At 67.3% G+C, this 26,268-nt stretch carries 20 protein-coding genes; 14 read left to right on the forward strand and 6 right to left on the reverse strand.

Features of this window, described 5'->3' with window-relative positions:
* The first annotated feature begins 91 nt into the window (after nt 1-91).
* On the forward strand, nt 92-982 hold the full coding sequence (mutM, locus tag RMR04_RS30245; RefSeq protein ID WP_311912194.1) for a bifunctional DNA-formamidopyrimidine glycosylase/DNA-(apurinic or apyrimidinic site) lyase: 891 nt from the start codon (nt 92-94) through the stop codon (nt 980-982).
* Here the strand turns inward: mutM and RMR04_RS30250 are convergent, their stop codons facing one another.
* The gene (locus tag RMR04_RS30250; RefSeq protein WP_311912195.1) at nt 983-1,408 is read right to left on the reverse strand and encodes a GFA family protein; all 426 of its coding nucleotides are present in this window, start codon (nt 1,406-1,408) and stop codon (nt 983-985) included. It lies immediately after the preceding gene.
* Between the two features lie 182 nt (nt 1,409-1,590).
* On the opposite strand from RMR04_RS30250, the gene RMR04_RS30255 reads away from it, so the two are divergent.
* Nucleotides 1,591-2,364, forward strand: a complete 774-nt coding sequence (locus tag RMR04_RS30255; RefSeq protein ID WP_311912196.1) for an enoyl-CoA hydratase — start codon at nt 1,591-1,593, stop codon at nt 2,362-2,364.
* 118 nt (nt 2,365-2,482) lie between these two features.
* Here RMR04_RS30255 and RMR04_RS30260 read toward each other — a convergent pair whose 3' ends face one another.
* From RMR04_RS30260 to RMR04_RS30270, 3 genes are all read right to left on the reverse strand, one after another.
* Entirely contained in the window at nt 2,483-3,493 is a 1,011-nt protein-coding gene (locus RMR04_RS30260; RefSeq protein WP_311912197.1) for an Lnb N-terminal periplasmic domain-containing protein, read from the reverse strand.
* 37 nt (nt 3,494-3,530) lie between these two features.
* Complete coding sequence (locus tag RMR04_RS30265) at nt 3,531-5,165, reverse strand: phosphoenolpyruvate carboxykinase (RefSeq protein WP_410492171.1); 1,635 nt, start codon at nt 5,163-5,165, stop codon at nt 3,531-3,533.
* Nucleotides 5,166-5,349: 184 nt separating this feature from the next.
* Entirely contained in the window at nt 5,350-6,057 is a 708-nt protein-coding gene (locus RMR04_RS30270; RefSeq protein ID WP_311912199.1) for a HugZ family pyridoxamine 5'-phosphate oxidase, read from the reverse strand.
* A gap of 304 nt (nt 6,058-6,361) precedes the next feature.
* On the opposite strand from RMR04_RS30270, the gene RMR04_RS30275 reads away from it, so the two are divergent.
* From RMR04_RS30275 to RMR04_RS30295, 5 genes are all read left to right on the forward strand, one after another.
* Complete coding sequence (locus RMR04_RS30275) at nt 6,362-7,063, forward strand: response regulator transcription factor (protein ID WP_069689160.1); 702 nt, start codon at nt 6,362-6,364, stop codon at nt 7,061-7,063.
* 182 nt (nt 7,064-7,245) lie between these two features.
* Entirely contained in the window at nt 7,246-9,045 is a 1,800-nt protein-coding gene (locus tag RMR04_RS30280; protein ID WP_410492172.1) for a stimulus-sensing domain-containing protein, read from the forward strand.
* A 5-nt stretch (nt 9,046-9,050) separates the two neighbouring features.
* A complete protein-coding gene (locus RMR04_RS30285; protein WP_311912200.1) occupies nt 9,051-9,542 on the forward strand; it encodes an HPr kinase/phosphorylase in 492 nt (163 codons plus the stop codon).
* A 110-nt stretch (nt 9,543-9,652) separates the two neighbouring features.
* Nucleotides 9,653-10,054: a PTS sugar transporter subunit IIA gene (locus RMR04_RS30290; protein ID WP_069689157.1), complete on the forward strand. Its 402-nt coding sequence runs from the start codon at nt 9,653-9,655 to the stop codon at nt 10,052-10,054.
* A gap of 11 nt (nt 10,055-10,065) precedes the next feature.
* Nucleotides 10,066-10,413, forward strand: a complete 348-nt coding sequence (locus tag RMR04_RS30295; RefSeq protein WP_311912201.1) for an HPr family phosphocarrier protein — start codon at nt 10,066-10,068, stop codon at nt 10,411-10,413.
* Between the two features lie 7 nt (nt 10,414-10,420).
* On the opposite strand, the gene RMR04_RS30300 is transcribed toward RMR04_RS30295, so the two are convergent.
* On the reverse strand, nt 10,421-11,782 hold the full coding sequence (locus tag RMR04_RS30300) for a hydantoinase/carbamoylase family amidase (protein WP_311912202.1): 1,362 nt from the start codon (nt 11,780-11,782) through the stop codon (nt 10,421-10,423).
* 217 nt (nt 11,783-11,999) lie between these two features.
* Between RMR04_RS30300 and ahcY the strand changes: the two genes are divergently transcribed.
* The 7 genes from ahcY to trxA all read left to right on the forward strand — a co-directional run bounded on the left by ahcY (nt 12,000) and on the right by trxA (nt 25,779).
* A complete protein-coding gene (ahcY, locus tag RMR04_RS30305) occupies nt 12,000-13,400 on the forward strand; it encodes an adenosylhomocysteinase (RefSeq protein WP_311912203.1) in 1,401 nt (466 codons plus the stop codon).
* Between the two features lie 403 nt (nt 13,401-13,803).
* Entirely contained in the window at nt 13,804-16,284 is a 2,481-nt protein-coding gene (locus RMR04_RS30310) for a sensor histidine kinase (RefSeq protein WP_311912204.1), read from the forward strand.
* The gene (gene tsaE / locus RMR04_RS30315) at nt 16,281-17,825 is read left to right on the forward strand and encodes a tRNA (adenosine(37)-N6)-threonylcarbamoyltransferase complex ATPase subunit type 1 TsaE (RefSeq protein ID WP_311912205.1); all 1,545 of its coding nucleotides are present in this window, start codon (nt 16,281-16,283) and stop codon (nt 17,823-17,825) included. Before RMR04_RS30310 ends, tsaE begins: the two co-directional genes overlap by 4 nt.
* 220 nt (nt 17,826-18,045) lie before the next feature.
* Entirely contained in the window at nt 18,046-18,789 is a 744-nt protein-coding gene (locus tag RMR04_RS30320) for a nucleotidyltransferase family protein (protein WP_311912206.1), read from the forward strand.
* Nucleotides 18,782-21,889, forward strand: coding sequence for a double-strand break repair protein AddB (gene addB, locus RMR04_RS30325; protein ID WP_311912207.1), 3,108 nt, complete (start codon nt 18,782-18,784; stop codon nt 21,887-21,889). The genes RMR04_RS30320 and addB overlap by 8 nt, the downstream gene beginning before the upstream one ends.
* The gene (gene addA / locus RMR04_RS30330) at nt 21,886-25,350 is read left to right on the forward strand and encodes a double-strand break repair helicase AddA (protein WP_311912208.1); all 3,465 of its coding nucleotides are present in this window, start codon (nt 21,886-21,888) and stop codon (nt 25,348-25,350) included. The genes addB and addA overlap by 4 nt, the downstream gene beginning before the upstream one ends.
* 108 nt (nt 25,351-25,458) lie before the next feature.
* Nucleotides 25,459-25,779 (forward strand): thioredoxin, encoded by a 321-nt coding sequence (gene trxA / locus RMR04_RS30335; protein ID WP_069689150.1) that lies wholly within the window; start codon nt 25,459-25,461, stop codon nt 25,777-25,779.
* A gap of 85 nt (nt 25,780-25,864) precedes the next feature.
* Here trxA and RMR04_RS30340 read toward each other — a convergent pair whose 3' ends face one another.
* On the reverse strand, nt 25,865-26,263 hold the full coding sequence (locus RMR04_RS30340; protein ID WP_311912209.1) for a DoxX family protein: 399 nt from the start codon (nt 26,261-26,263) through the stop codon (nt 25,865-25,867).
* Nucleotides 26,264-26,268: the final 5 nt, after the last annotated feature.

Below are 26,268 nucleotides of genomic sequence, written 5' to 3' on the forward strand. Positions count from 1 at the left end.
GGCTGCTCTTGTGTTCTGGTGAGGCGATGAATAGCGAAACGAGCGGGGCTTGTCGCGGCCCGTCTCGACGCAGGCTTGAGAGTGCACTGGAATGCCCGAACTTCCCGAGGTCGAAACCGTTCGTCGTGGGCTGGAGCCCGCCATGCTGGGGCAGGTTTTCGCGCGCGTCGAGCAGAACCGGCCCGATCTGCGCTTCCCCCTGCCCGATCGCTTCGTCGCACGCCTGACCGGCCGCAAGGTCGAAGCCCTGTCGCGGCGCGCCAAATATCTGATCGTCGATCTCGATGACGGCCAGGCGCTGATCATGCATCTGGGCATGAGCGGGCGCTTCGTGGTGGAGGCGCCTGGCACGCCGCCGACCGAGCCTGGCGCCTATTACAACGAGATCGGCCGGCACCTGCAGCACGACCATGTCGTCTTCCATCTCGGCTCCGGCGCGCGCGTCACCTATAATGATGTCCGCCGCTTCGGCTTCATGGACCTCGTTCCACGCGCCGATCTCGCGACTTCCAAGCATTTCGCCGGTATGGGCATCGAGCCGCTGGGGAACGAACTCTCCGGCGAGACGCTGGCGAAGCTGTTCGCGGGAAAATTCGCGCCGCTGAAGGCGGCCCTGCTCGACCAGCGCCTCGTCGCCGGCCTGGGCAACATCTATGTCTGCGAGGCGCTGTTCCGCGCCGGGCTCCACCCCGAAGCCGAGGCCGGTTCGATCGCGACCGCGACAGGCCGTCCGCGACCGGCGGCACATGCGCTGGCGCAGATCATCCGCGAGGTGCTGGAAGAGGCGATCATCTCCGGCGGCTCGACGCTACGCGACTTCGCCCATGCCGACGGCTCGCTCGGCTATTTCCAACACCGGTTTCGCGTCTATGACCGCGAGGGGCAGGCCTGCGTGACGCCGGGCTGCGGTTTTGTGGTCAAGCGGCTCGTGCAGTCCGGCCGCTCGACCTTCTATTGCGAAAGCTGCCAGCCGCGGCGCTGATCAGCGGGCGGCAACGGGGGGCGGCTGGTTCGGACAGGACGGCACGCCGGTGTCGGTCAGGCCCCAGGACGGTGCGGACGCGGTCCAGATGAAGCCCTCAGGCTTGCCGAGCTCGCGGTCGTCGAGCGCGCCGGCGCGGACCACGACCATCTCCGGCCGCGATGAGGAGGCGCTGAACAGGGGCGTGCCGCAATGCGGGCAGAAGCTGCGGCGCATCACGTTGCCGCCGTCGGAGAGGCTGACATAGTCGCGGACTTCGCCCTCCAGCTCCCGGCTCACCGCGGGGAAGATCAGGTTGATCGAGGCGTTGCCGGCCGAGAGATACTGGCAGTCGCGGCACCAGCAGGCTCGCTTCGCCACCGGCGGCTGATTGAAGCGGAAGCGTATGGAGCCGCAGAAGCAGCGGCCAGTAACGGGCTCGGTCATGGGGTCGCCCTCCTCCTGCAAGATGGGGCGAGTGAAGGTGATCCGGCCCGCTACGGCAAGGCCTGGTCACGGGAGTGCCCAAGCTGGTCGCTGGAGCACCCATGTCCGCGTGCGCTCCCTCGCATGGACCGCGCTCCTCCCGCCCGCTAAACGTGGCCCAACGAAGCATCCGGGAGGCCGCCATGGCTTATGAGACCATTCTCGTCGAGGTGAAGGGCAAGGTCGGCGTCGTCACGCTGAACCGGCCGCAGGCGCTGAACGCGCTGAACGGCCAGCTCATCGACGAGGTCAACGCGGCCATCGACGGCTTCGAAAAGGATCCCAATATCGGCTGCATCGTCCTGACCGGCTCGGAGAAGGCCTTTGCCGCCGGCGCCGACATCAAGGAGATGCAGGGCCGGACCTTCCCCGGGACCTATCTCGACGACAAATTCGCCGATTGGGACCGCATCGGCCAGCGCCACAAGCCGATCATCGCGGCGGTTGCGGGCTTTGCGCTCGGCGGTGGCTGCGAGCTCGCCATGATGTGCGACTTCATCATCGCCGCCGACAACGCCAAATTCGGCCAGCCCGAGATCAATCTCGGCGTCATTCCCGGAGCCGGCGGCACGCAGCGCCTGACCAAGGCGATCGGCAAGGCCAAGGCCATGGATCTCTGCCTCACCGGGCGGATGATGGACGTCAACGAGGCCGAGCGCGCCGGCCTCGTCGCCCGCATCGTGCCCTTGGCCGATCTCATGGCCGAGACGATGAAGGCGGCTGACGGCATCGCCGCCAAGTCGCTTCCTTCGGTGCTGATGGCGAAGGAGGCGATCAACCGCGCCTTCGAGGTGGCGCTGAGCGAAGGGCTGCGCTTCGAGCGCCGCGTCTTCTCCTCGCTCTTCGCGACGCATGACCAGAAGGAGGGCATGACCGCCTTCATCGAGAAGCGGAAGCCCGATTTCCAGAACAGGTGAGGCACGCCTTTCCGTCGTTCTCGAGCATGTCCGCGTTTCTCCGAATCGCGAACATGCTCTGCCTCCTCCGGCAAGAGATGCTCGGGTCAAGCCCGAGCACGACGGCGTGCTTCTGGGCCTATGGCCGCCCGGCCGGCACGCCTTCGCGGATTTTTTTCGAAAACTCGGGATCTTCGAGCGACATGGTTCGCGCCCGCTCGCTGATCCGCCCCTGCCGGACCAGTTCGTCGAGCGGGATGTCGGTCCTGACCGCGCCGATGCGCTGGAGATAGCCCGGCAGATAGCCCGACAGCAGCACGCGCGGATCGAGCGGCAGCGAAAACGTCCAGCCGGGCGCGACCGTGCCGACGAGATGGTAGACCACCGTCGTGCAGTTCGTCGTCAGCGTATTGTACCAGCGCGGCGTTGCCGCCAGCCGGTTGACGTCGGCGACATAGGCCAGGAGCACGTCGCGCGCCTGGGCAGGCGTGGCGGCCAGCCGGAACAGCCGGACATCCTCCTTGCGGGCATGGCTGCGCAGGCCGACGATGTCGCGTTCATCGGCGGCGACATAGGCCATCTCATAGCTGCGGAAGAAACCGGCGAGCGAAGACCACTCCTCGCCCTTCTCGCGCCTGACCTCGATCGAGAAGGTCAGCGGCACCGAATCCTTGAAGGTGAAGCTGACCAGGAGATGGGCGATCGCCTCGCCCGACCAATAGGACAGGAACAGGTCCGCGCCCTCGATCCTGGTCAGGTCGTAGCTGCGCGTCTCCCAGCGCTGGTCGTAATCGGCCTCCGTGCGCCAGCGGAAATCGCGCAGATTGCCGACGGTGATCGTCTCGCCCTCGCGCGTGATCTGCGGCAGCTTGGCGAGTTCGGGAATCCAGTCCCGGTCGTGCGACGGCACTATCCCGTTCCACCAGCCGAGCAGGCCGAGAAACAGCACCGCGAAGGAAAGCGGCAGGCGCGCCGCGCCGGTCCAGATTCCGATCGCACCAGCCAGACCGGCAAGGCCGAAGCCGATGGCGGCCAGCGTCGCGACCGTACCGGTCAGGCGAAACAGCAGGAGGCCCGAACCCCATGCCGTCGCGCTGAGGACGATCAGGGTGGCCAGGAGTTGGGCAGTGACAAGAAGAAGGCGGCTCATCGCCGCCTTCCCATATCACAGCTGGAGCCGGAAGCGCTCACGCCGCCAAAGAATTCACCGGCGCCGCGGCCTTGACCGCATCGTCGACATGGCCCTCGAAGCGCTTGAAGTTCTCGCGGAACATCCCGACCAGCCGCTTGGCGGTTTCGGCGAATTCGGCCTTATCCTGCCAGGTCTTGACCGGATACAGGATATGCGGCTCGACACCGGGCACCGAGGTCGGCACCGCGAAGCCGAAATAGGGATCACGGCGGAAATCGGCACGGTTGAGCGAGCCGTCCAGCGCCGAGGTCAGCAGGCGGCGGGTGACACGGATCGGCATGCGCCGGCCGACACCGTATTTGCCGCCGGTCCAGCCGGTGTTGACCAGCCAGCAATCGACATGGTGCTTGGCGATGAAATCACGCAGCAGATTGGCGTATTCCGACGGGTGGCGCGGCAGGAAGGGCGAGCCGAAGCAGGTCGAGAATTCCGGCTCGACGCCGGTGAGGCCGCGCTCGGTGCCGGCGACCTTGGCGGTGTAGCCGGAGAGGAAGTGGTACATCGCCTCCGCCGGCGTCAGCTTGGCGATCGGCGGCATCACGCCGAAGGCGTCCGCCGTCAGCATGACGATGTTCTTGGGCACGCCGGCGCGACCGGTGCGCGAGGCGTTCGGGATGAAGTCGAGCGGATAAGCCGAGCGGGTGTTCTCGGTCTTGCTCTGATCGTCGAAATCGACGACGCGGGTGAAGGGGTCGAGCACGACATTTTCGAGCACCGTGCCGAAACGCTGCGAAGCGGCGAAGATCTGCGGCTCGGCCTCGGCCGAGAGCTTGATCGTCTTGGCGTAGCAGCCACCCTCGAAGTTGAAGATGCCGTTCTTCGACCAGCCATGCTCGTCATCGCCGATCAAGGTGCGGTCGGGATCGGCCGAAAGCGTGGTCTTGCCGGTGCCCGAGAGGCCGAAGAAGATCGCCGCATCATCGTTTGAACCGACATTGGCCGAGCAGTGCATCGGCACGACGCCCTTGGCCGGCAGCGTGTAGTTCAGATAGGTGAAGACCGACTTCTTCATCTCGCCGGCATAGGCCGAGCCGCCGATCAGCACGATCTTGCGGGTGAAATCGATCGCGATCACGGTCTCGCTGCGGCAGCCATGGCGCTTGGGATCGGCCTTGAAGCTCGGCAGGTCGACGATGGTCAGCTCCGGCACGTAGCCGGCGATCTCCTCGAGCTCGGGCCGGATCAAGAGGTTGCGGATGAACAGCGAATGCCAGGCGAATTCGGTGAAGACGCGCGCCTTGACACGGTGCACCGGGTCAGCGCCGCCATAAAGGTCCTGCGCGAAGAGCTCCTTGCCCTCGGCATGCTTGAGGAAATCGGCCAGCAGCGCCTCGAAATGCTCGGGCGACATCGCGCCGTTATTCTCCCACCAGACCGTGCCTTCAGTCATGGCGTCGCGCACCACGAACTTGTCCTTGGGCGAGCGCCCGGTATGCGTGCCGGTATCGGCGCAGAGCGCGCCGCCTGCAGCCAGCCCGGCTTCGCCGCGCTTCAGGGCCTGCTCGTAGAGCTGCGGCGCCTGTAGGTTCCAGGACAGGGATTTCAGCTTGCGGAAGCCGAAGGTTTCGGCGCCGTGAGCGGCGTTGAACTGACCAATGGTTTCCACTGGGATACTCCCGAGGCATGCCATTCAAGGCAAAAGCGCTGTTTTAAAGATACGCGACCAGAAATCGTCGCGCAGACGAGGCAGGCTTTAAAATTTAAGTGGCAGGCTCCTTAGGCCCATGATGACGCCGGCTCAACCCGTCGAAAAGGCCCTCAACCGAAGAAAATTCTTTAAAACGTTTAAAATGGCCCGAAATGGTAAACCCGGTTCAAGCCCGGTGAATTTGTGGAAGATGCTGGCGGGCCTTTGCTGCAAGCTCCGCCAAGATCTTTCGCAAACTCGCCGGGCCATCCACGGAAGCGGGAAATCCGAGCCGCAGCACGGCATCGCCGAGTGCGAGATCGAGCCCGTCCGGATCGAGCCCGGTCGCTCGCCAGGCCCCGTCGCGCGCGCCGAGCAGCACCCGCGCATAGAGCCTGAGCGCCTCGGCATGGTCGGCATTCATATGCGCGACCGCGCCCTCCTCGATCTCGGCCAGGGCCTGCGCCTGGGTCGATTCGCTCAGGATATCCGCCGGCCCCAATTCATAGGCCTTGCCGAAGCCGCCATTCAGGCTCGCGGCCTCGATACCGAGGGCAAAGAACGAGAAATCGCCGAAATCGGCATAAAGTGCAGCCTTGGGCTGGCGCGCCAGGAAGCGGCGGCGGATCCGCAGGCCCTCCTCCGTCTCGCGCGCAATGCGCCGCGCCCTGAGCTTGAGCGTGATGCGGGCATGGGCCAGCGGATCGCCCTTGCCACCCGGCGCGATCAGGAGCGAGGCGCGCGGATCGGCGATCAGGTTGCCGGTATGGACTGAGAGCGCCGAGACCAGGATCAATGGCGTGCCGTCGCTGTCGGTGGCGAGGCTGGTCAATGTCGCGGCCGGATGGCCGTCCTGACCCAAGGTCGCGAGCGAGCCGAAGCGCGCGCTACGCAAGAGATTTCGCGCCAGCCCGCGCGCCGTCTCATCGGTAGGCCTGATCGGATTGGTCGTTCGGGCAGGGTTTCCGGTCGGTCCGACGGGCTCGTTATTCGACCTGACGGGGTCTTCATTCCGCCTGACGGGGTCTGGATCCAGCCTGACGGGGTCTTGCACCACGGAACCTCTTCGCCTTTCCGGCCTTATTCTGATGAAACGGTAGCGGAACTGTCACGCCATCGCTAGATTGCAGCCACGGTTTGGCCGCTCTCTCGCGAGAGTGGACCCAGTTATTGCAACGCGGCCAAGAGACAAAGAGCTTATGCCAACCATTGCGCTGGTCGATGACGACCGTAACATCCTGACCTCGGTGTCCATCGCGCTCGAAGCCGAGGGCTACCGGATCATGACCTATACCGACGGCGCCTCGGCGCTGGACGGGCTGAAGCAGAACCCACCGGACCTGGCGATCTTCGACATCAAGATGCCGCGCATGGACGGGATGGAGCTGCTGCGCCGGTTGCGCCAGAAGTCCGACCTGCCGGTGATCTTCCTGACCTCGAAGGACGAGGAGATCGACGAGCTCTTCGGGCTGAAGATGGGCGCGGACGACTTCATCCGCAAACCCTTCTCGCAGCGGCTCCTGGTCGAGCGCGTCAAGGCGATCCTGCGCCGCGCCGGCGCCAAGGATGTCGGCGCGCCTGCCCGCCCAGAGGACGCCAAGGCGCTCGAGCGCGGCCTGCTGCGCATGGACCCGGAGCGCCACACCTGCACCTGGAAGAACGAGCCGGTGACGCTGACCGTGACCGAGTTCCTGATCCTGCAATCGCTGGCGCAGCGCCCGGGCGTGGTGAAGAGCCGCAACGCCCTGATGGACGCCGCCTATGACGACGAGGTCTATGTCGACGACCGCACCATCGACAGCCACATCAAGCGCCTGCGCAAGAAGTTCAATCAGGTCGATGTCGATTTCGACATGATCGAGACCTTGTATGGCGTCGGTTATCGCTTCAAGGAAAGCTGAGCATCGGGGGACGGGTTTCAGCTCTCATCCCGGAGAACCGCGAAGCGGCGTCTCGACCGATGCGCCACTTCGCAGCGGCAGCGCTCACTGAACCGTCCCTCGCGGCGCGATCCTCCGGATCGCTCCGCGGGATGAAGGCTTTGGACTAGGCTGCTCAGGAAAATGCAGGGCGCTTGAGGCCTATGGCGACGGTCGACGACGAACGCAGGATTGTGATCCGCACGCAGCGCTTCGCGCCCATGCTGCGCAAGCGTCTGGCCGTCTTCGGCCGGCGCAGCCTGCGCGCCATCTCCTCGCGCGCCGCCTCCAGCCTGACGCGGCGCATCGTCGTCCTCAACCTGGCGGGGCTCGTCGCGCTGCTGCTGGGCTTCCTCTATCTCAACCAGTTCCGCGAGGGTCTGATCGAATCGCGGGTGCAGAGCCTGCTGACGCAAGGCGAGATCATCGCCGGCGCGATCTCGGCCTCGGCGACGGTCGAGACCGACACCATCACCATCGACCCCGACAAGCTGCTCCAATTGCAGGCGGGCGAGAGTGCCGGCATCCCCGAAGACCCGCTCGATTTCTCGATCAACCCCGAAAAAGTCGCGCCGCTGCTGCGGCGGCTGGTGACGCCGACCAAGACGCGGGCGCGGGTCTACGACAAGGACGGGCTGCTGACGCTGGATTCGCGCAATCTCTATTCGCGCGGCGACGTGCTTCGGCTCGATCTGCCGCGCGTCGGCGAGCCCGACGAGGCGCCCTTGCTGGAGCGCACATGGAACATGCTGCGCAACCGGCTCGGCCGGGCCGATGTTCCCACCTATGACGATTTCGAGAACGCCAACGGCAAGTCCTATCCCGAGGTGGCGCGCGCGCTGAACGGCACCCCGGCCAGCGTCGTGCGCGTCAACACGCGCGGGCAGACCATCGTTTCCGTCGCCGTGCCGGTGCAGCGCTTCCGTGCGCTGAAGGGCGTGCTGCTGCTCTCGACGCAGGGCGGCGACATCGACGCCATCATCGCCTCCGAGCGCTACGCGATCCTCCAGGTCTTCACGGTGGCCGCCGGCGTGATGATCGTGCTCTCGGTGCTGCTCGCCGGCACCATAGCGGAGCCGATCCGCAAGCTCGCCGAGGCGGCGCAACGCGTCCGCAAGGGCGTCAAATCGCGCGAGCAGATCCCCGATTTCGCCGGCCGGCATGACGAGATCGGCCATCTCTCGGGCTCGCTGCGGGAGATGACCAAGGCGCTCTACAGCCGGATCGAGGCGATCGAGAGTTTTGCCGCCGATGTCGCCCACGAACTGAAGAACCCGCTGACCTCCCTGCGCAGCGCCGTCGAGACGCTGCCGCGTGCCAAATCCAACGAGTCGCGTGGCCGGCTGCTCGCGGTGATCCAGCATGATGTGCGCCGGCTCGACCGCCTGATCTCGGATATTTCCGACGCCTCGCGGCTCGACGCCGAACTCGCCCGCAACGACGCCGCCCCGGTCGATATAGGGCAGGTCCTCGATGCGGTCGTCTCGGTGCAGAACGAGACCCGCCATGAGGCGCGCGCCAGCATCGAGCTCAAGACTGAGCGGCGCGGCCAGAGGCCGGGCGGGCGCGACGGCTTCCTGGTGATGGGCCATGATTCACGGCTGGGCCAGGTTCTCGTCAACCTGATCGACAATGCCCGCTCCTTCTCGCCGGCCGACAAGCCGGTGCGCGTCATGCTGTCGCGCGAAGGGGCCGACGTGCTGATCACCGTCGAGGATGACGGCCCCGGCATCGAGCCCCACGCGCTGGAGCGCGTCTTCGAGCGCTTCTACACCGACCGGCCCAATGAGGGTTTCGGCCAGAATTCGGGCCTCGGCCTTTCGATCTCGCGCCAGATCATCGAGGCCCATCGCGGCTCGATCCGGGCCGAGAACCGCCTCGGCCCGGCTGACGGGGACGGCGAACAGCCGCGCATCGGCGCCCGCTTCATCGTCCGGCTGCCGGCCGTGCCGCTGGCGGCCTGAAGCCGATGAGCGCGACGAGCGAGCAATCCAGCGGCATTCTTGCCACCCGCACACCTGCCAGCCGCATCCATGCCAGCACCATCGCGATCGGCGAGGCCGGCATTCTCATCCGCGGCCCGTCCGGTTCGGGCAAATCGACGCTGGCGCTGGCGCTGATTGCGACTGCCACGCAAGCGGGATCCTTCGCCAGGCTGGTGGCCGATGATCGCACCGAGATCGCCGGCCATGCCGGCCGCCTGCTCGCCCGCCCGGTCGCGCCGCTGGAAGGGCTCGTCGAGCGGCGCGGGCTCGGCCTGACGCCTGAGCCCTATCTGCCCGCGATCCAGGTCCGGCTGATCGTCGATCTGCTCGCGGAGGAACCGGCGCGCATGCCCGAACCGGAGGATCTGATCGACCGATTGGCGGGCATCGACCTGCCGCGCCTCAGGCTGGCGGGCCGTTCGGGCGACGAAAGGCTGGTGCTGGCAGCCTTAAAATTGTTTCTGGATCAGCCTTAAGTCGGGATTTCGACAAGTTTTAAACGCGCCGGCTTGCGCATATCTCGCACCTGCCGCATAAACCGCGACCTTGTCCGGGCGCCACGCGCGCTCTCCAGGCGCCATAGTGAATGATCGGACTCGTCCTCGTGACGCATGGGCATCTGGCGACGGAATTCCGCGCCGCGCTCGAACACGTCGTCGGCCCCCAGAAAAACCTCGCCACCATCGCCATCGCCCCCGATGACGACATGGAGGGTCGACGCCGCGACATCATCGCCGCCGTCGAGGAGGTCGAAACCGGCCGGGGCGTCATCGTGCTGACCGACATGTTCGGCGGCACGCCCTCGAATCTCGCCATCTCGGTGATGGAGCCGGGCCGCATCGACGTCGTCGCCGGCGTCAACCTGCCGATGCTGATCAAGCTCGCCAGCGTGCGCGAGGAAAAGAGCCTCGACGAGGCCGTGACCAGCGCGCAGGATGCCGGACGGAAATACATCACCGTCGCCAGCCGCGTTCTGGCCGGCAAATAGGCGCTGACCAGATGAAGACGAGCAGCCAGGTGGATGAGAGGCAAGACGACGAGGATTGCGACTGCCCCGAGCCGGTGATCCCGACCGGCTCGCTCTATTGCGAATTGCCGATCGTCAACAAGAAGGGGCTGCACGCCCGGGCCACGGCGAAATTCGTGCAATGCGCCTCGAATTTCGACGCCGACATCACCGTGACCCGCTGCGGCGAGACGGTCGGTGCGACCTCGATCATGGGCATCCTGACGCTGGGAGCCGGCATCGGCTCGACCATCACCGTGGTGGCGAAGGGCCGTGAGGCGAAAGAGGCGCTGAAGGCGCTGGAAGCGCTGGTCGCTGACAAGTTCGGCGAGGGCGAGTAGTTCGCCATCAACCGGTCGGGCATGCCTGGGCCGATCCAGGCACCGTCATCGCGCACAGGACATTCGCCAGCACACGCGTCGCCTGCATGAAATCGGCGATCGCCATGGCCTCGGCCGGGTTGTGGCTACCCTTGTCGTTGCGCACGAAGATCATCGCGGCCGCAATGCCGGCATCGGCGAAATCCTGGGCGTCGTGCCCGCCGCCGCTCGCCATGGTCAGGAACGGGATCGACAACCCGCTTGCGCTGGCCTGAAGCGCCGCGACCAGCCCGGCATCCATCAAGCCGGGCGTCGCCCGGTCGAACGGGTCGAGCCTGAAGGAGACGCCGCGCCGGGCCTCGATGTCACGGGCGCTCGCGCGCAGAAAAGCTTCCATGCCGTCGAGCACCGCCACATCCTGGCTGCGGATGTCGATCGCGAAATCGACCTGGCCCGGCACCTTGGTGATCGAGTGCAGCTCCGCCTCGGTCGAGAATTTCCCGACCGTGACCACCAGGTCTTCCCCCGCAGTGCGGCGGCAGGCCCACTCGCCGTCCAGCGCCATCACCAGATCGGCCGTCGCGAAGACGGCGTCCTGGCGGTATTCATGCGGAACGGCTCCCGAATGCGAGTAGGCGCCGAGCGCGCTGGCAGTACGGGCGCGATAGGCGCCGCGGATGCCGGTGACGATGCCGACGGGAAGCGCGCGGTTCTCCAGAATCGGCCCCTGCTCGATATGCAGTTCGATATAGCCCGCGATATCGGCGGGGTTCAGGATCGGTGGCCCGGCCTCGATGCGGGCCGCATCGAAACCGGCCTCGTTGATCATCGCGCGCAGCGAACGGCCGGTCGCGACATGGATCGCGCTGTCGAGTTCGCCCTCCCAGAGCCGGCCGAGCGCGGCGCGGCTGCCGAAATGGCCGCCATGGCGCCCGACGAACCAGGCGCTGCTCTCCTCCGCCCTGAACGCCATCAGGACGATGTCGCAATCCGGCTGGAGCCCGGCATCGGTCATCGCCGCGATCGCGACCAAGCCGGCGATGACCCCGGCCGCTCCGTCGAAATTGCCGCCCTGGCGCACCGAGTCCAGATGCGAGCCGCTGACCCAGGCCGGCAGCTCCGGCCGCCTGCCGGCGAACCGCGCCGACAGGTTGCCTGCGGCATCGACGGAGACCGCAAGGCCCAGCCCGCGCGCCAGATCGGCGATCAGATCATGCGCTGCCTGCTCGCCCGCCATATAGGAGGTTCGGGTCACGCCCGGCCCGTCCAAGCTCAAGGCGCGCAGAGCCTCAAAGATCGAGACGGCGAAGGCCTCGCGGGCGATGACGGCGGCGTCGAGCACGGGGCAAGGCTGAAAGGCTGCGGCGGTGGCGGTGGCGGTGGCGGACAAGGCTGTCTCCGAAGTGGCGTCGCAGGCGTCGCGCAAAATCTGCTGTCTCCTCCTAGCCCAGCAAAGCGCCGGCCAACAGGAGCGGCCCTGCGTCGCTGACTCTCCTCCTCGAACGGATCAAAGACATAAAGACATCTTTATATCTTTGATTGCGCTCCGCCGCCTGCGCTGCTAAAGACCCGCCCGTCATTCTAGAACCAGCAGTGGAGCAGCCCCCGTGTCGAAGACCGATTACATCGTCAAGGACATCAGCCTCGCGGAATACGGCCGCAAGGAAATCAACATGGCCCAGGACGAGATGCCGGGCCTGATGGCGATCCGCGCCGAGCACAAGGGCAAGAATCCGCTCAAGGGCGCGCGCATCGCCGGCTGCCTGCACATGACCATCCAGACCGCCGTGCTGATCGAGACGCTGACGGAACTCGGCGCCGATGTGCGCTGGTCGTCCTGCAACATCTTCTCGACCCAGGACCATGCCGCCGCCGCGATCGCCGCGACCGGCGTTCCGGTCTTCGCCATTAAGGGCGAGACGCTGGAAGAGTATTGGGAATACGTCCTCAAGACCGCGACCTGGGGCGACGGCGGCACGCCCAACATGATCCTCGACGATGGCGGCGACCTGACCATGCTGATCATCCTCGGCGCCGAGGCGGAAGCCGGCAAGGCCGAGTTCCTGGACAAGCCGGGCAATGAGGAAGAGACGATCTTCTTCAAGCTGATCAAGCGCGAGCTCAAGGCCAATCCGGGCTGGTTCACCAAGACGCGCGCCGCGATCAAGGGCGTCTCGGAAGAGACCACCACCGGCGTGCATCGCCTCTACGAGCTGGCCAAGGCCGGCCGCATGCCGTTCCCGGCGATCAACGTCAACGATAGCGTCACCAAGTCGAAATTCGACAACCTCTATGGCTGCCGCGAGTCGCTGGTCGACGCCATCCGCCGCGGCACCGACGTGATGATGTCGGGCAAGGTCGCCTGCGTCGCCGGCTATGGCGACGTCGGCAAGGGTTCGGCCGCCTCGCTGCGCCAGGCCGGCTGCCGCGTGCTCGTCACCGAAATCGATCCGATCTGCGCGTTGCAGGCGGCGATGGAGGGCTATGAGGTCGTCACCATGGAAGACGCCGCTCCGCGCGCCGACATCTTCGTGACCGCCACCGGCAATCTCGACGTGATCACCGTCGACCATATGCGCGCGATGAAGCACCGTGCCATCGTCTGCAATATCGGCCATTTCGACTCGGAGATTCAGGTTGCCGGCCTGAAGAACTTCAAGTGGGACAACGTCAAGCCGCAGGTCGACGAGGTCGAGTTCCCCGGCGGCAAGCGCATCATCCTGCTCTCGGAAGGCCGCCTGGTGAATCTCGGCAATGCGACCGGGCACCCCTCCTTCGTGATGTCCTGCTCGTTCTCGAACCAGACGCTGGCCCAGGTCGAGCTCTGGAACCACCACGCCAAATACGAGAACAAGGTCTACACCCTGCCCAAGCACCTCGACGAGAAGGTCGCGGCGCTGCATCTGGCCAAGGTCGGCGCCAAGCTGACCGTGCTCAACGATGCCCAGGCCAAGTATCTCGGCCTGGCTCCGACCGGCCCGTTCAAGCCGGAACTCTACCGCTACTGACAGGCGGCATCGGCAAAATCGGATCAGGCCCGGCGCAATCGCCGGGCCTTTTTCTTTTTTGGAACAGGCGCGAATTTCACTAAAACTACTACTAATAGTAACTCGACACGATCTGCCGCCTACTGCTTGACGATCGCCGGAGATCTGTGGCGCGATTTCGAGATTCGCCCGATTTACCATCCATTAAGCACTTCCTGCCGGAGTCTACGGACGATTAGAGTGGGGCTGATTCGGGCCCGCCCCTTTGCGTGGGCCGGATCGACGCTCTGATCTGGTTGGCGTGGTGGCAGGCGTTGCGTCGGGTCCAGGAGGACGGCGTAACGACCGGCCTCAAGCCCGATTCTCAAGCGTGCTTGGGTGGCCAGGCAGGCTACCCGCCGCCTTCAACGATAACGGACGCAGGATGAGACGGTCGAGGCGACAGAAACGAAGCGGCGGCGGTTGGCGCAGCCACGCGGTTCTTCCCGGCCTCGCCATCGCGCAGGCGCCAACCGCGACATTCGCCCAGGCCGACTGGCTCGCCCCGCTGCGTAGCGAGACGATGAGCACGGGGAGCCTGTCGCTCTTACTCATCGGCCTTACCGTCTTCGCCACGACGACCTCGCTGATCTATGTGCGCGAACGGGGACGCTGGCAGCGCCGCGAAGCCGAGATGGCCAGCGAACTCGAGACCGCGCGCGGTCATCAGGACCGCCTCGCCGCCTTGCTCGCCGCCGACCCGCAGGTCGTGGTCAGCTGGAGCGGGCGCGACGCCCAGCCGATCTTCGAAGGCGATAGCGGCTTCCTCGGCGCGCCGGGCGCGACACTGGCGCTGGCCTACGGCGCCTGGGCCCCCCCGGTCGAGGCCAAGAAGCTGGAGCTCGCCACCGATGCGCTGAAGGAGCGCGGCGAGGCCTTCGGCTTTACGCTGCGCGCCAAGACCGGTCCCTATATCGATGTCGAGGGCCGTCCCGTCGCCGGGCGCGCGGTGATCCGCTTCCGCGAGGTCACCGGCGAACGTGCACAGGTCATGACCTTGCGCGGCGACCTGGAGCGCCTCTCGTCCGATCATTCCGCCCTGATCGCCTTGCTGGCGGGTCTGCAGCAGCCGGCCTGGACGCGCGCAGCGGACGGACGCCTGACCTGGTGCAACGCCGCCTATGCGCGCGCCGTTGAGGCGACCGACGGCCCCGAAGTGACCAAGAGCGGCCTTGAGCTGCTCGACCGGGGCGAGCGCGAGGCCGCGGCCAAGGCCAGGCGCGAGGGGCGCATCTTCTCGGTACGGGCGCCGGCCGTCGTCGCCGGGCAACGCCGGACGCTCGACATCCTCGAACTGCCGACGCCTGTCGGTTTTGCCGGCATCGCGACCGATATGAGTGAATTGGAGGCCGTGCGGACCGATCTGCAGCGCCAGATGGACGCTCATGTGCGCACGCTCGACCGTTTGAAGACTGCAGTCGCGGTATTCGACGCTACCCAGCACCTGGTCTATCGCAATACCGGTTTCGACACGCTCTGGTCGCTCGACGCCGGCTTCCTCGACGGCCAGCCGAGCGACAGCGAGATCCTCGACCGGCTCCGGGCCGAGCGCCGCCTGCCCGAGCTCGGCGACTACCGCAGCTGGAAGGCCAGCGTGCAGGCCGCCTATACCGCGACACGCGCCATCGAGGATTGGTGGTATCTGCCCGATGGGCGCACGATCCATGTCGTCGCGAGCCCCAATCCGCAGGGCGGCGTGACCTATCTGCTCGACGACGTGACCGAGCGCTTCACGCTGGAATCGCGCTTCAACGCGCTCTCCCGCACCCAGCGCGAGACGCTGGATTCGCTGCGCGAGGGCGTCGCCGTGTTCGGCTCGGACGGGCGTCTCAAGCTCTCCAACCCGGCCTTCGCCCAAGCCTGGCGGATTCAGCCCGACATTGCCGGCGCCGCACCCCATATCGACGAGATCGTCAGGCTGTGCCGGCCGCTCTTTCCGCAGGACGAGGTCTGGAGCGAGCTGCACAGCGTCATCACCGGCGTGCGCGACGCGCGCGAGGATTATGGTTGCCGGATGGAGCGGCGCGACGGCTCGGTGCTCGACTGCGCCGCGGCGCCGCTGCCGGACGGCGCGACCCTGATCTCGTTTGCCGACGTGACCGCGAGCGTGAACGTCGAACGCGCCCTGACCGAAAAGAACGAGGCGCTGGAGAAGGTCTCTCGCCTGCGCGAGGACTTCGTCCACCACGTCTCCTATGAGCTGCGCTCGCCATTGACCAACATCATCGGCTTCGCCCAGCTGCTGGGAACGGAGGCGATCGGCGCCCTGAACGAGAAGCAGCGCGACTACACCTCCCATATCGTGCGCTCCTCGGGCGCGCTGCTTGCGATCATCAACGACATCCTGGACCTCGCCACGATCGACAATGGCGCGCTGACGCTGGAGCTGAACGACGTCGACGTCGCCGAGACCATCGCCGAGGCGGCGGCGGGGCTGCACGACCGGTTGACCGACAGCAAGATGAAGCTGCAGGTCGAGATCGCTCCACAGACGGGGCCGTTGCGGGCCGACGGCAAGCGGCTGCGCCAGGTGCTGTTCAACCTGATCTCGAATGCGATCGGCTTCTCCTCGCCGGGTCAGACCATCACGGTTGGCGCGGTGCGCAGCGGGGGCCAAGTCCGCATCACCGTCAGCGATCAAGGCCGCGGCATCCCCGCCGAGGTGAAGGAGAAGGTGTTCGACCGCTTCGAGAGCCATTCGCTCGGCTCCAACCATCGCGGCGTCGGCCTGGGCCTCTCGATCGTGCGCTCGATCGTCGAACTGCATGGCGGGCGCGTCGAGCTCGATTCGGCGCCGGGGCGCGGCACGCGGGTGACCGCCGTGTTCCCGTCCGAGGGCCTGCCGCTTTCGGATGCGGCGGAATGAGCGAGGAGCTGGCGAAAGGCGGCGCGCATCGGCTCCTGCTGGTCGACGAGGCGGCGACCGCGCGGCTGGCGGCCGATCTCGCCGCCATCCTGAAGCCGGGCGACATCGTCGCGTTGTCAGGCCATCTCGGCGCCGGGAAATCCGCATTGGCGCGGGCGATCCTGCGCGAACTCGCCGGCGACCCGGCCCTGGAAGCGCCGAGCCCGACCTTCACCCTGGTGCAGAGCTACGACACCCCGCGCGGGCCCGTGCTCCATGCCGATCTCTACCGCGTCCGTTCACCCGACGAGCTCGACGATATCGGGCTGATCGAGGATCTCGATCGCATCGTCACCCTGGTCGAGTGGCCCGACCGCGCCGGCACGCGGCTGCCCGCCGGACGCCGCCTCGACATCGTGCTCGACGTCGATCCGGCAAACCCCGAGACGGGCCGCATCGCGATGCTTGCCGGCGGCGTGCTCTGGCGTCAGCGGCTCAGCATCGCGATCGCGACGCGGCATATGCTCGACGATGCCGGCTGGGGCGAGGCGCAGCGCGACTTCATGCAAGGCGATGCCTCCAGCCGCGCCTATGAGCGCTTGACGCGCGGCAATGGCGAAAGCGCGATCCTGATGATCTCGCCGCCGCGTCCGGACGGACCCGCCATACGGCAAGGCAAGCCCTACAGCGCCATCGCGCATCTGGCCGAGACCATCGACGCCTTCGTGGCGATGGATCGCGGCCTGCATTCGCTGGGCTATTCCGCGCCGGAAATCCTCGCCCAGGATCTCTCGACCGGGCTGCTGCTGATCGAGGATCTCGGCGAGGAGGGCGTGCTTGACGCGGACGGCCCGATCCCGGAGCGCTACGAGACCGCCGCCCGGCTGCTCGCCGATTTGCACCGCCATACCTTGCCGACGATCCTGCCCGTCACTGAGGGCCGCGACCATGTCGTGCCCGATTACGACCGCGGCGCGCTGGCGATCGAGACCGAGCTGATCCTGGAATGGTATGCGCCCCATATCGCCGGCGTGACGCTGCCGGCGGTGACCCAGGCCGAGTTCGGGCGGATCTGGGGCCGGCTCTTCGACGAGATCCTGGAAGCGCCCTCGACCTGGACCTTGCGGGATTTCCATTCGCCCAACCTGATCTGGCTACAGAGGCGCCAAGGGCTTGCTCAGCTCGGATTGATCGATTTCCAGGACGCGGTGCTCGGGCACCCCGCTTATGACCTCGTCTCATTGGGCCAGGATGCGCGCGTCGACGTGTCCGCCGCCCTGGAATTGCGGCTGCTTGCGGCTTATGGCGCGGCGCGGCGCGGCGACGATCCCGCTTTCGACCTCGCCGGCTTCGCCCGCGCCTATGCGATCCTCGGCGCGCAACGCAACACCAAGATCGCCGGCATCTTCGCGCGGCTCGACCGGCGCGACGGCAAGCCCGCCTATCTCGAGCACCTCCCGCGCATCGAAGCCTATCTGCGCCGCAATCTCGAGCATCCCGCGCTCGAAGAGCTCAAGGGCTGGTATCAGGCGCATCTGCCGAAGCTGTTTGCGGTCGGGTGATCTCCCCATAGTGCTGCAAGGCATCCGTCTCATACCCGCGACGTCGTCCCGGACAAGCGGCGAAGCCGCGCTGATCCGGGACCCATGCCTGAACCGTTCCGGCATGGGTCCCCGGTCTCACGGAGCCTGCCATCGGGCCGGCCGAAGGCCGGACCCGGTGGGTCGCCCGGGACGACCGACGCGGACGTCTGATAAGCTTATTCAATCGAGGGAGATTCGCGTGACGGAAGCCGCATCGCCACCAATCCGCCGGGCAATGGTTCTGGCGGCAGGGCTGGGCCAGCGCATGCGGCCGATCACCGATACGCTGCCCAAGCCGCTGGTCAGGATCGGCGGCAAGGCGATGCTCGACCATGCGCTCGACCGGCTGGCCGAGGCCGGGGTCGAGGAGGTGGTCGTCAATGTCCACCACCTCGCCTCGCAGATCGAGACGCATGTCGCGGAGAGGACGAACCCCCGGATCGTGATCTCCGATGAGCGGGCCGAGCTGCTGGAGACCGGGGGCGGCACCAAAAAGGCGCTGCCGCTGCTCGGCGACGGGCCTTTCTTCAGCGTCAATTCGGATACGCTCTGGAGCGAGACCGGCATCTCCAATCTCGCGGCGATGGCGCAGGCCTGGGATCCGGCGCGCATGGACATGCTGCTTCTCCTGGCCCGGCGCGAGACCAGCGTGGGCTTCACAGGAGCCGGAGATTTCGTCAGCGACGATGCCGGGCGTCTGACCCGGCGCGGCCAGGCTGCGAGCGCGCCTTACATCTTCGCAGGCGTCTCCGTGTTGACGCCTGCTTTCTTCGCCGGGACACCGGAAGGGTCGTTCTCGCTCAATCTGCTGTTCGACCGCGCCATCTCCACGGGCCGGCTCTTCGGCCATCTGCTCGAAGGGCAATGGCTGCATATCGGCGCACCGCATGAAATCGCGCCCGCCGAAGCCGCCCTCGCGGCGGCGCAGGCGCTCGATGCCTGAACTCAACCTCTTCAGCATTCCCGCTGGCGCGCCCTTTCTGGAGGTGCTGGCGCAGGCGATGCTGGATGGCCGCTTCGGCAGGATCCACGACCCCGACGATCCCGCAGCGATGGCGCGCACGACGCTCTATCTGCCGACGCGCCGGGCCGCGCGCGCCTTCGCCGCCAGCCTTTCGGACAAGCTCGGCGGCCAGCCGCTGCTGTTGCCGCGGATCGTGCCGCTCGGCGATGTCGACGAGGCCGAGACCGCCCTGGTCGGCGCCGGCGCCTGGACGGATGAGCGCGTCGCGCCGATCGACCCGCTGGTCAGGCGCATGCTCTTGACGCGGCTGGTCGACGCCTGGGGCAAATCAGCCAATCGCAGCCATCTCAAGCTCGATCCGGCCGAGCCTTCGCTCGTCCCGGCCACCCTCGCCGAGGCTTACGGGCTTGCCGGTGATCTCGCCGCGCTGCTCGACCAGTTGCAGACCGAGGGCGTCCCGGTCGAGCGGCTGCGGACGCTGGATGCGACGCGCTTCGACAAGATCTGGCAGCTCAACGCCAGCTTCCTGGCGATCCTGGGCGAGGCCTGGCCGGCGATCCTGGCCGAGCGCGACGCCTGCGATCCGGCGGCCTTCCGCAACGCCATGCTCGCGGCCGAGCGGGAGCGATTGCTCGCGGGCGGCGCGACGGGGCCGATCATCGCCGCAGGCTCGACCGGCACGATCCCGGCGACGGCGCGGCTGCTCGCGGCTATCGCGCGCCTGCCCAACGGCGCGGTGGTGCTGCCGGGCCTCGATCTCGCTTTGCCGGAAAGAGCCTGGAGCGCGATCGAGACCGAGCCTGCACCGTCGCATCCGCAGGCGGCGCTGCATCATCTCATGCAGATTCTCGAAGCCACCCGTGCCGACGTCCGCTCATTGGCCGAGCCCGACGCCAGCCGCGCGAGCCGGGAGGTCCTGCTGCGCGAGGCCTTGCTGCCGGCTTCCGTGACCGAGGCCTGGGCCGATCTGGCGGATCGCATCAACGTTGCGAGCTCCGAGGCCGGTTTTCGCGATCTGCGCATCGTCGAGGCCTCGGCCGAGCGCGAGGAGGCGCTGGCTGTCGCGATCGCCCTGCGCGAGACGCTCGAGGAGCCGGGCCTGCAGGCGGCTTTGATCACGCCCGATCGCGGGCTGGCCGAGCGTGTCGGCATCGAGCTGCGGCGCTGGGGCATCGAGATCGACGATTCCGCCGGCCTGCCGCTGGCGCGCTGGCCGGCAGGTGCGCTGCTGCGATTGATCCTGGAGGCCGCCTTGACGCAGGCGAGCCCGGCGAGCCTGGTCGCCTTGCTGGCGCATCCGCTCTGCCGGTTGGGGTTGACGCCCGAGGCCGTCGCGCGTGGAGCAGCCACGCTGGAGATCGGCAGTTGGCGCGGTGTCTCGGTGGCCAAGGGGCTGGACGGTCTGTGCATCGCCCTGGCCGGCCTGGCGGGGCTCAAGCTGGAACCGCACGCGCCGGGCCCGCGCCGGCGGCTCAAGCCCGAGGATCAGGCCGCCGCCGCACTGCTTCTCGATACGCTTTGTGCGGCGCTCGGCCCATTGATCGATGCCTTGCGGGCGCCAGACGCCTCGCTCGCTACCACCACTGCCGCGGCAAAATCCGCGATCGAGGCTTTTGCCCGCGACCCGGACGGAAACACGCTCGCCTTCACAGGTGCGGATGGCGAGGCGTTGGCGGGGCTCTTCGACGATCTCACTGGTGCGGAAGCCGACATGCCCGCAGGCGGGCGGGCCCAGGATTTCATCGCGATCCTCGACGGGCTGCTGGCGGAGCGCGTGGTCAGGCGGTCGGGCGGCGGCCATCCGCGCGTCAAAATCTGGGGCCTGCTCGAAGCCCGCCTGCTCGAAGCCGACCATATCGTGCTCGGCGGGCTGAACGAGCTGGTCTGGCCGCCGGAAACGAAGACGGATTCCTTCATCAACCGGCCGATGCGGACCGAGCTCAAGCTGTCGCAGCCGGAACGGAGGATCGGCCAGACCGCGCATGACTTCTTGCAGGCGCTGATGGCAAGGCAGGTGACGCTGACGCGAGCGCGCAAGGCCGGCGAATCCGAGACCATCGCCTCGCGCTTCTGGCTGCGGCTGAAAGCGGTGACGCCACCCCCGCTCTGGAGCCAGGCGAGCGCGGCCGGTGACCGATTGATCGCTTTGGCCGACCAACTCAGCACGCCCTCGCCAGTGCGGCCAACGGGGCGGCCCGCGCCGAAGCCGGCGCGGCATCTCCAGCCGCTCTCGCTCAGCGTCACCGATGTCGAGACGCTGTATCGCGACCCCTACCAGATCCACGCCCGCAAGATCCTGAAGCTCGACGCGCTCGACCCCTTGATCGAGGATCCCACAGCCGCCGACCGTGGCAGCCTGCTGCACGACATCGTCGCGACCTTCGCGCAGACCTATCCCGAGCAATTGCCGGCCGATGCGCTTGGCCGCCTGATCGCCATCGCAGACCGGCTGTTCGAGGATTTCACTGATACCCCGGAGGTGCGCGCCTTCTGGTGGCCGCGCTTCCTGCTCACGGCGGACCATTTCATCGCCTGGGAGGAGAGGCGGCGCGGGACATTGGCGCGTGTCGCTGTCGAACGCGGCACGGGCTTCGCCTTCACGCTCGCTGACGGCGCCGAATTGCGCTTGAGCGGCCGGGCCGACCGTATCGAGGTGACGCATGAGCCGAAGCTCAGGATCATCGACTTCAAGACCGGCGCGCCGCCGAGCAAGGCGCAGGTCGAGAAGGGTTTCGCGCCGCAATTGACGCTGGAAGCGGAGCTCGCGGCCCGCGCCGGCTTCCGCGACCTGATCGGCCCGACGCCGGTCGAGGCGCTCATCTATCTCAAGCTGCATCATGATCCGAAGGCCTGGGCCAAGGACAAGCCGCTCGATTTCGACGGCGAGCCTTTGGCCGATGTTGCCGCGCGCCATCTGGAGCGCCTGCTGCAGCATCTCGACGCGCTCCGCAGCGGACGCGAAGCCTTCGTCTCGCGGCGCGCGCCCGACTACATCAAATATGCCAGCCCCTATGACCAGCTCGCCCGCGTCAAGGAATGGTCGGCCGCCTCCAGCGAGGATGAGGGGGGCGAGGCATGAGGTCGGCACCCCAGATTCCGCCGCTGACCCAGCAAAGGCAGGCGCTCGCCGCAAACCCGCGCCTCAGCGCCTGGGTCTCGGCCAATGCCGGCTCGGGCAAGACCTATGTGCTGGTCAACCGCGTGCTGCGATTGCTGCTCGACGGCGTCGAACCCGGCCGCATGCTCTGCATCACCTATACCAAGGCGGCCGCCGCCAATATGGCGAACCGCATCTTCAAGGCGCTCTCGGAATGGGCGACCATGCCCGATGCCCACTTGGCGGAGCTGCTCACGGCGCTGACCGGGAAAACCTCCTCCCCCGACCAGCGCGCGACGGCGCGGCGGCTCTTCGCGCAGGCGCTGGAGACGCCGGGCGGCCTGAAGATCGAGACCATTCACGCCTTCTGCACGCGGGTGCTGCAATCGGCCCCCTTCGAGGCGAATGTGCCGCCGCGCTTCGAGGTCGCGGATGATCTCGCCCAGGCCGAGATGCTGCGCGATGCGCGGCGCGCCTTGCTGACGCTGATCGCAGCCGATCCGGAAGGCGCGGAGGCCAAGGCGCTCGACCTGCTCGCCCGGCAGGCGGCGCAGGACACATTCGATGCGATGATGCAGGAGGCGCTGCGCCAGCGCGCCCTGTTCAGCGATGCGCAGGGGCGGGCACGAGACGCCGGCGAGATGCGCAACGGCATGGCGGCCTTTCTGCGCATCGCGCCCGATCTGAGCGCCGAGGAGGTGCAGGCCTCCTTCCGCCGGATGCTCGCCGGGATGGGCGGGCTGCCGCGCCTGATCGCCGGGCTGGAAGCAGGCAGCGCCACGCGGCAGCTTTTCGCCGCGAATCTGCGCGCGCTGCTCGCCGAACAGGGCGATAGCGACCCGGTCGCCCAGTGCCGGCGCGGCTTCATCACCGAGGCCGGCAGCATCAACGCCAATATCCGCGGCAAGGGCAAATCCGAATTCGAGCCGGATCTGCTCTCGGTGCTGGAAAGCCTTGCAGCCGGCGTGCTCGCGGCGAGCGACCAGCTCAACGCCATCGCCATTCGCGACCGCAGCCATGCCCTGGCGCTGCTGGTGACGCGGATGCTCGCCTCCTATCAGCGCTTGAAGAGCGAGCGCTCGCTGCTCGACTATGACGACCTGATCGCCAAGACGCGCTCGCTGCTCTCCCGCGTCGAGGCGACCTGGGTGCTCTACAAGCTCGACGCCGGCATCGACCACATCCTGCTCGACGAGGCGCAGGACACCAGCGAGGCGCAATGGGCGATCCTGGGCAAGCTCGCCGAGGAGTTCAGCACCGGTCTCGGCGCAGGCGAGGATGCGCTCAAGCCGCGCACCGTCTTCGTCGTCGGCGACGAGAAGCAGTCGATCTACGGCTTCCAGGGCGCGATGCCGAAGGCTTTTGGCGACGAGCGCCAGCGGCTCGGCCGACGCATCGAGGAGGCCGGGCAGCGTTTCGAGCCGGTCAGCCTCAACACCTCCTTCCGTTCGACCAGCGACATCATGCAAGCGGTCGATGCGGTCTTCGCCGCGCCCGACCATGCCCGCGGCCTGGTCTTCGACGGCGCTATGCGACCGGAGACGCATGACACGGTGCGCCGCAACGACCCCGGCTGCGTCGATCTCTGGCCGCTCTGCGCCAATGACCAGGGCGAGCCGCCCGACGCCTGGACGACCCCGGTCGACGCGGCTGAGCGGCGCAGCGGCATCGTCAAGCTCGCCTCCCGCATCGCCAGCGTGCTCGGCCGCTGGAGGCGGGCCGGGCAGGACGATCTCGGCCACCCCTTCGCGCCCGGTGACGTGATGATCCTGCTGCGCCAGCGCGGGGCGCTGTTCGAAACGATCGTCAAGGCGCTGAAGGACGAGGGCGTGCCCGTCACCGGCCGCGACCGTCTGACGCTCGCCGACCACCCGGCGGTCGAGGATCTGATCGTGCTCGGGCGGACGCTGCTGCTGCCCGATGACGACCTCACGCTCGCGACCGCATTGAAGACGCCTCTGATCGGGCTCGACGACGACGATCTGCTGCGCCTGGCGCCCGAGCGTGCCGGCTCGCTGCGCGAGGCCCTGCGAGAGGCCGGCGCCAACGAGCCGCGCTATGCGGCCGTCGAGCACAAGCTGGCTGCTCTGGCGGAGGAGGCCGGGCGCTCCGGGCCGTTCCGCTTCTTCGCCGGGCTGCTCGGCCCGGGCGGCGGGCGCAATCTCGCCTTGGCGCATCTGGGAGCCGAGGCCGGCGACGCGCTCGACGCCTTCCTCAATGCGGCGCTCGACCATGAGCGCCGCCACGGCCCTTCGCTCGCCGGTTTCCTGCAGCATATTTCCGGCACGGCGGCCGATGTGAAGCGCGACCTCTCCGCCAGCGCCGGCGAGGTTCGCGTCATGACCGTGCACGGCGCCAAGGGGCTGGAGGCGAAGATCGTCATCCTGGCCGACCTCGCGCCCGAACCCGGCGCCAAGCGTTTGCCCAAAATCCTCGCCGTCGACCCGCCACGCGGCCTGCCCGTGCCGCTCTGGCCGCCGGCCGGCGCGGAAGATGCGGAGGCGACGCGGGCGGCCAAGGCGCTGGTCGTGCAGCAGATGGTCGAGGAGCACCACCGCCTGCTTTATGTCGCGCTGACGCGGGCAGAGGACCGCCTGATCGTCTGCGGCGCACAGCCCAAGGGCGAAGCTCCCGAAGGCAGCTGGTATGCGATGGTCGCGGCCGGGCTCGCCGCCTCCGAACAGGGCCTGCAAGATATGCCGGCGCCCGACGGCCAGGGCGTGATCCAGCGTTTCCGCGTTTCCGCGCCGCGCGTTGCCGAGCCCGCCAAAGCGCTGGAAGCGCGTGGCGCGATCGAGATCCCCGCCTGGTTCGGCCGCCCCGCGCCGCGTGAGCACGAGCCCGCACCGCCCTTGAAGCCGTCGAGCGCGCTCTCTGCCGCCGACGGCACTGAGCGGCCAGGCGACGGACCCTTCCTTGCCCAGGCCGCAAGCGCGGGCCGGTTGGCCCATCTGCTGCTGCAGATACTGCCCGAAGTCGAAGCCGCACGGCGCGAGGCGGTCGCGCAAGCACTGGCGGCGACGCGCGGCGGCGGCTTGCCGGCGGAGCGGCGCGCGCGGATCGTCACGGCGGCGCTTGCCTTGCTGCGCGAGCCGGCGCTGGCCGCGCTCTTTGCTGAAGGCTCGCTTGCCGAAGTGCCTATCACCGGCGCGATCTCGCTGGCGGACGGCTCCCGGCGAGCGGTGTCGGGCCAGATGGACCGGCTCGCAGTGACGAAGGATGAAGTCCTGATCGCCGATTTCAAGACCACGGCGCGGCCCCCCGCGAATGCAGCCGCGATCCCGCCCACGACGCTGGCGCAGCTTGCGGTCTATCGCGCGCTTGTCGGGGCGATCTATCCCGGCCGCCGCGTGCGGGCGCTGGCGATCTACACCGCGACGCTGACGACGCTCGAGCCGGAAGCGGATGATCTCGACGCCGTTCTGGCGAAAATGGCAGGTTAGCCTTGCTTCGAGGGCCTGCGACCGTGCCTTGACCCGGGCCTTGCGCGTTCATAGCTTCACCCCGAGCGCAGCGCTGCTGCCAAACAGATTGTGAAAGGCGACCAAGCCATGGCGACGACCAAAGTGACCGATGCGAGCTTCGAGGCCGATGTCCTGAAGTCCTCCGAGCCGGTCGTGGTGGATTTCTGGGCGGAATGGTGCGGACCCTGCCGCATGATCGGCCCGGCGCTCGAGGAAATCGCCGGCGAGATGAACGGCAAGGTCAAGATCGTGAAGATGAACGTCGATGAGAACCAGGCGATCCCCGCCCAGTTCGGCATCCGCTCGATTCCGACCCTGATGCTGTTCAAGGACGGTAAGCTGGCCTCGCAGAAGGTCGGTGCGGCCCCCAAGAGCGACCTGTCGCGCTGGATCGCCGGCTCCGTCTGAGGCATTCGCCTATTCGACAAAAAGAAGCCCGCCTTTCCCTGGGAAAGGCGGGCTTTTTTCGTATCCGTGGTCGAGGCGAGCTCGATCAGGCCTTGCTGCGATTATCGACGCTCCAGGCGCCGGCGCCGGCGACGAAGAGATAGAGGAAGATGAAGCAGTACAGGATCGCTGCGTCGCCGCCATTCGCGATCGGGTAGAAGCTCCGGGGGGCATGCGCCATCCAGTAGGCGACAGCCATCTCGCCGGCCAGGATGAAGGCGACCGGGCGCGTCATGAAACCAGCCAGGATGGCGAGGCCGCCGACAAATTCCAGAATCGCCGCGGTCCAACCCAGCGTGAACATGGCCGGCAGGCCGCTTCCGGGCGGGATTGGGAAGCCGAAGAGCTTTTGCGTGCCATGAGCGATGAAGATCAATGCCGTGACGATGCGCAGCACGGCCAGCATCTGGGGCGAATAGCGCTGGAGGGAGTTAAGGGCCTGCATGTATC

Source organism: Bosea sp. 685 (assembly GCF_031884435.1).
Lineage (GTDB): Bacteria > Pseudomonadota > Alphaproteobacteria > Rhizobiales > Beijerinckiaceae > Allobosea.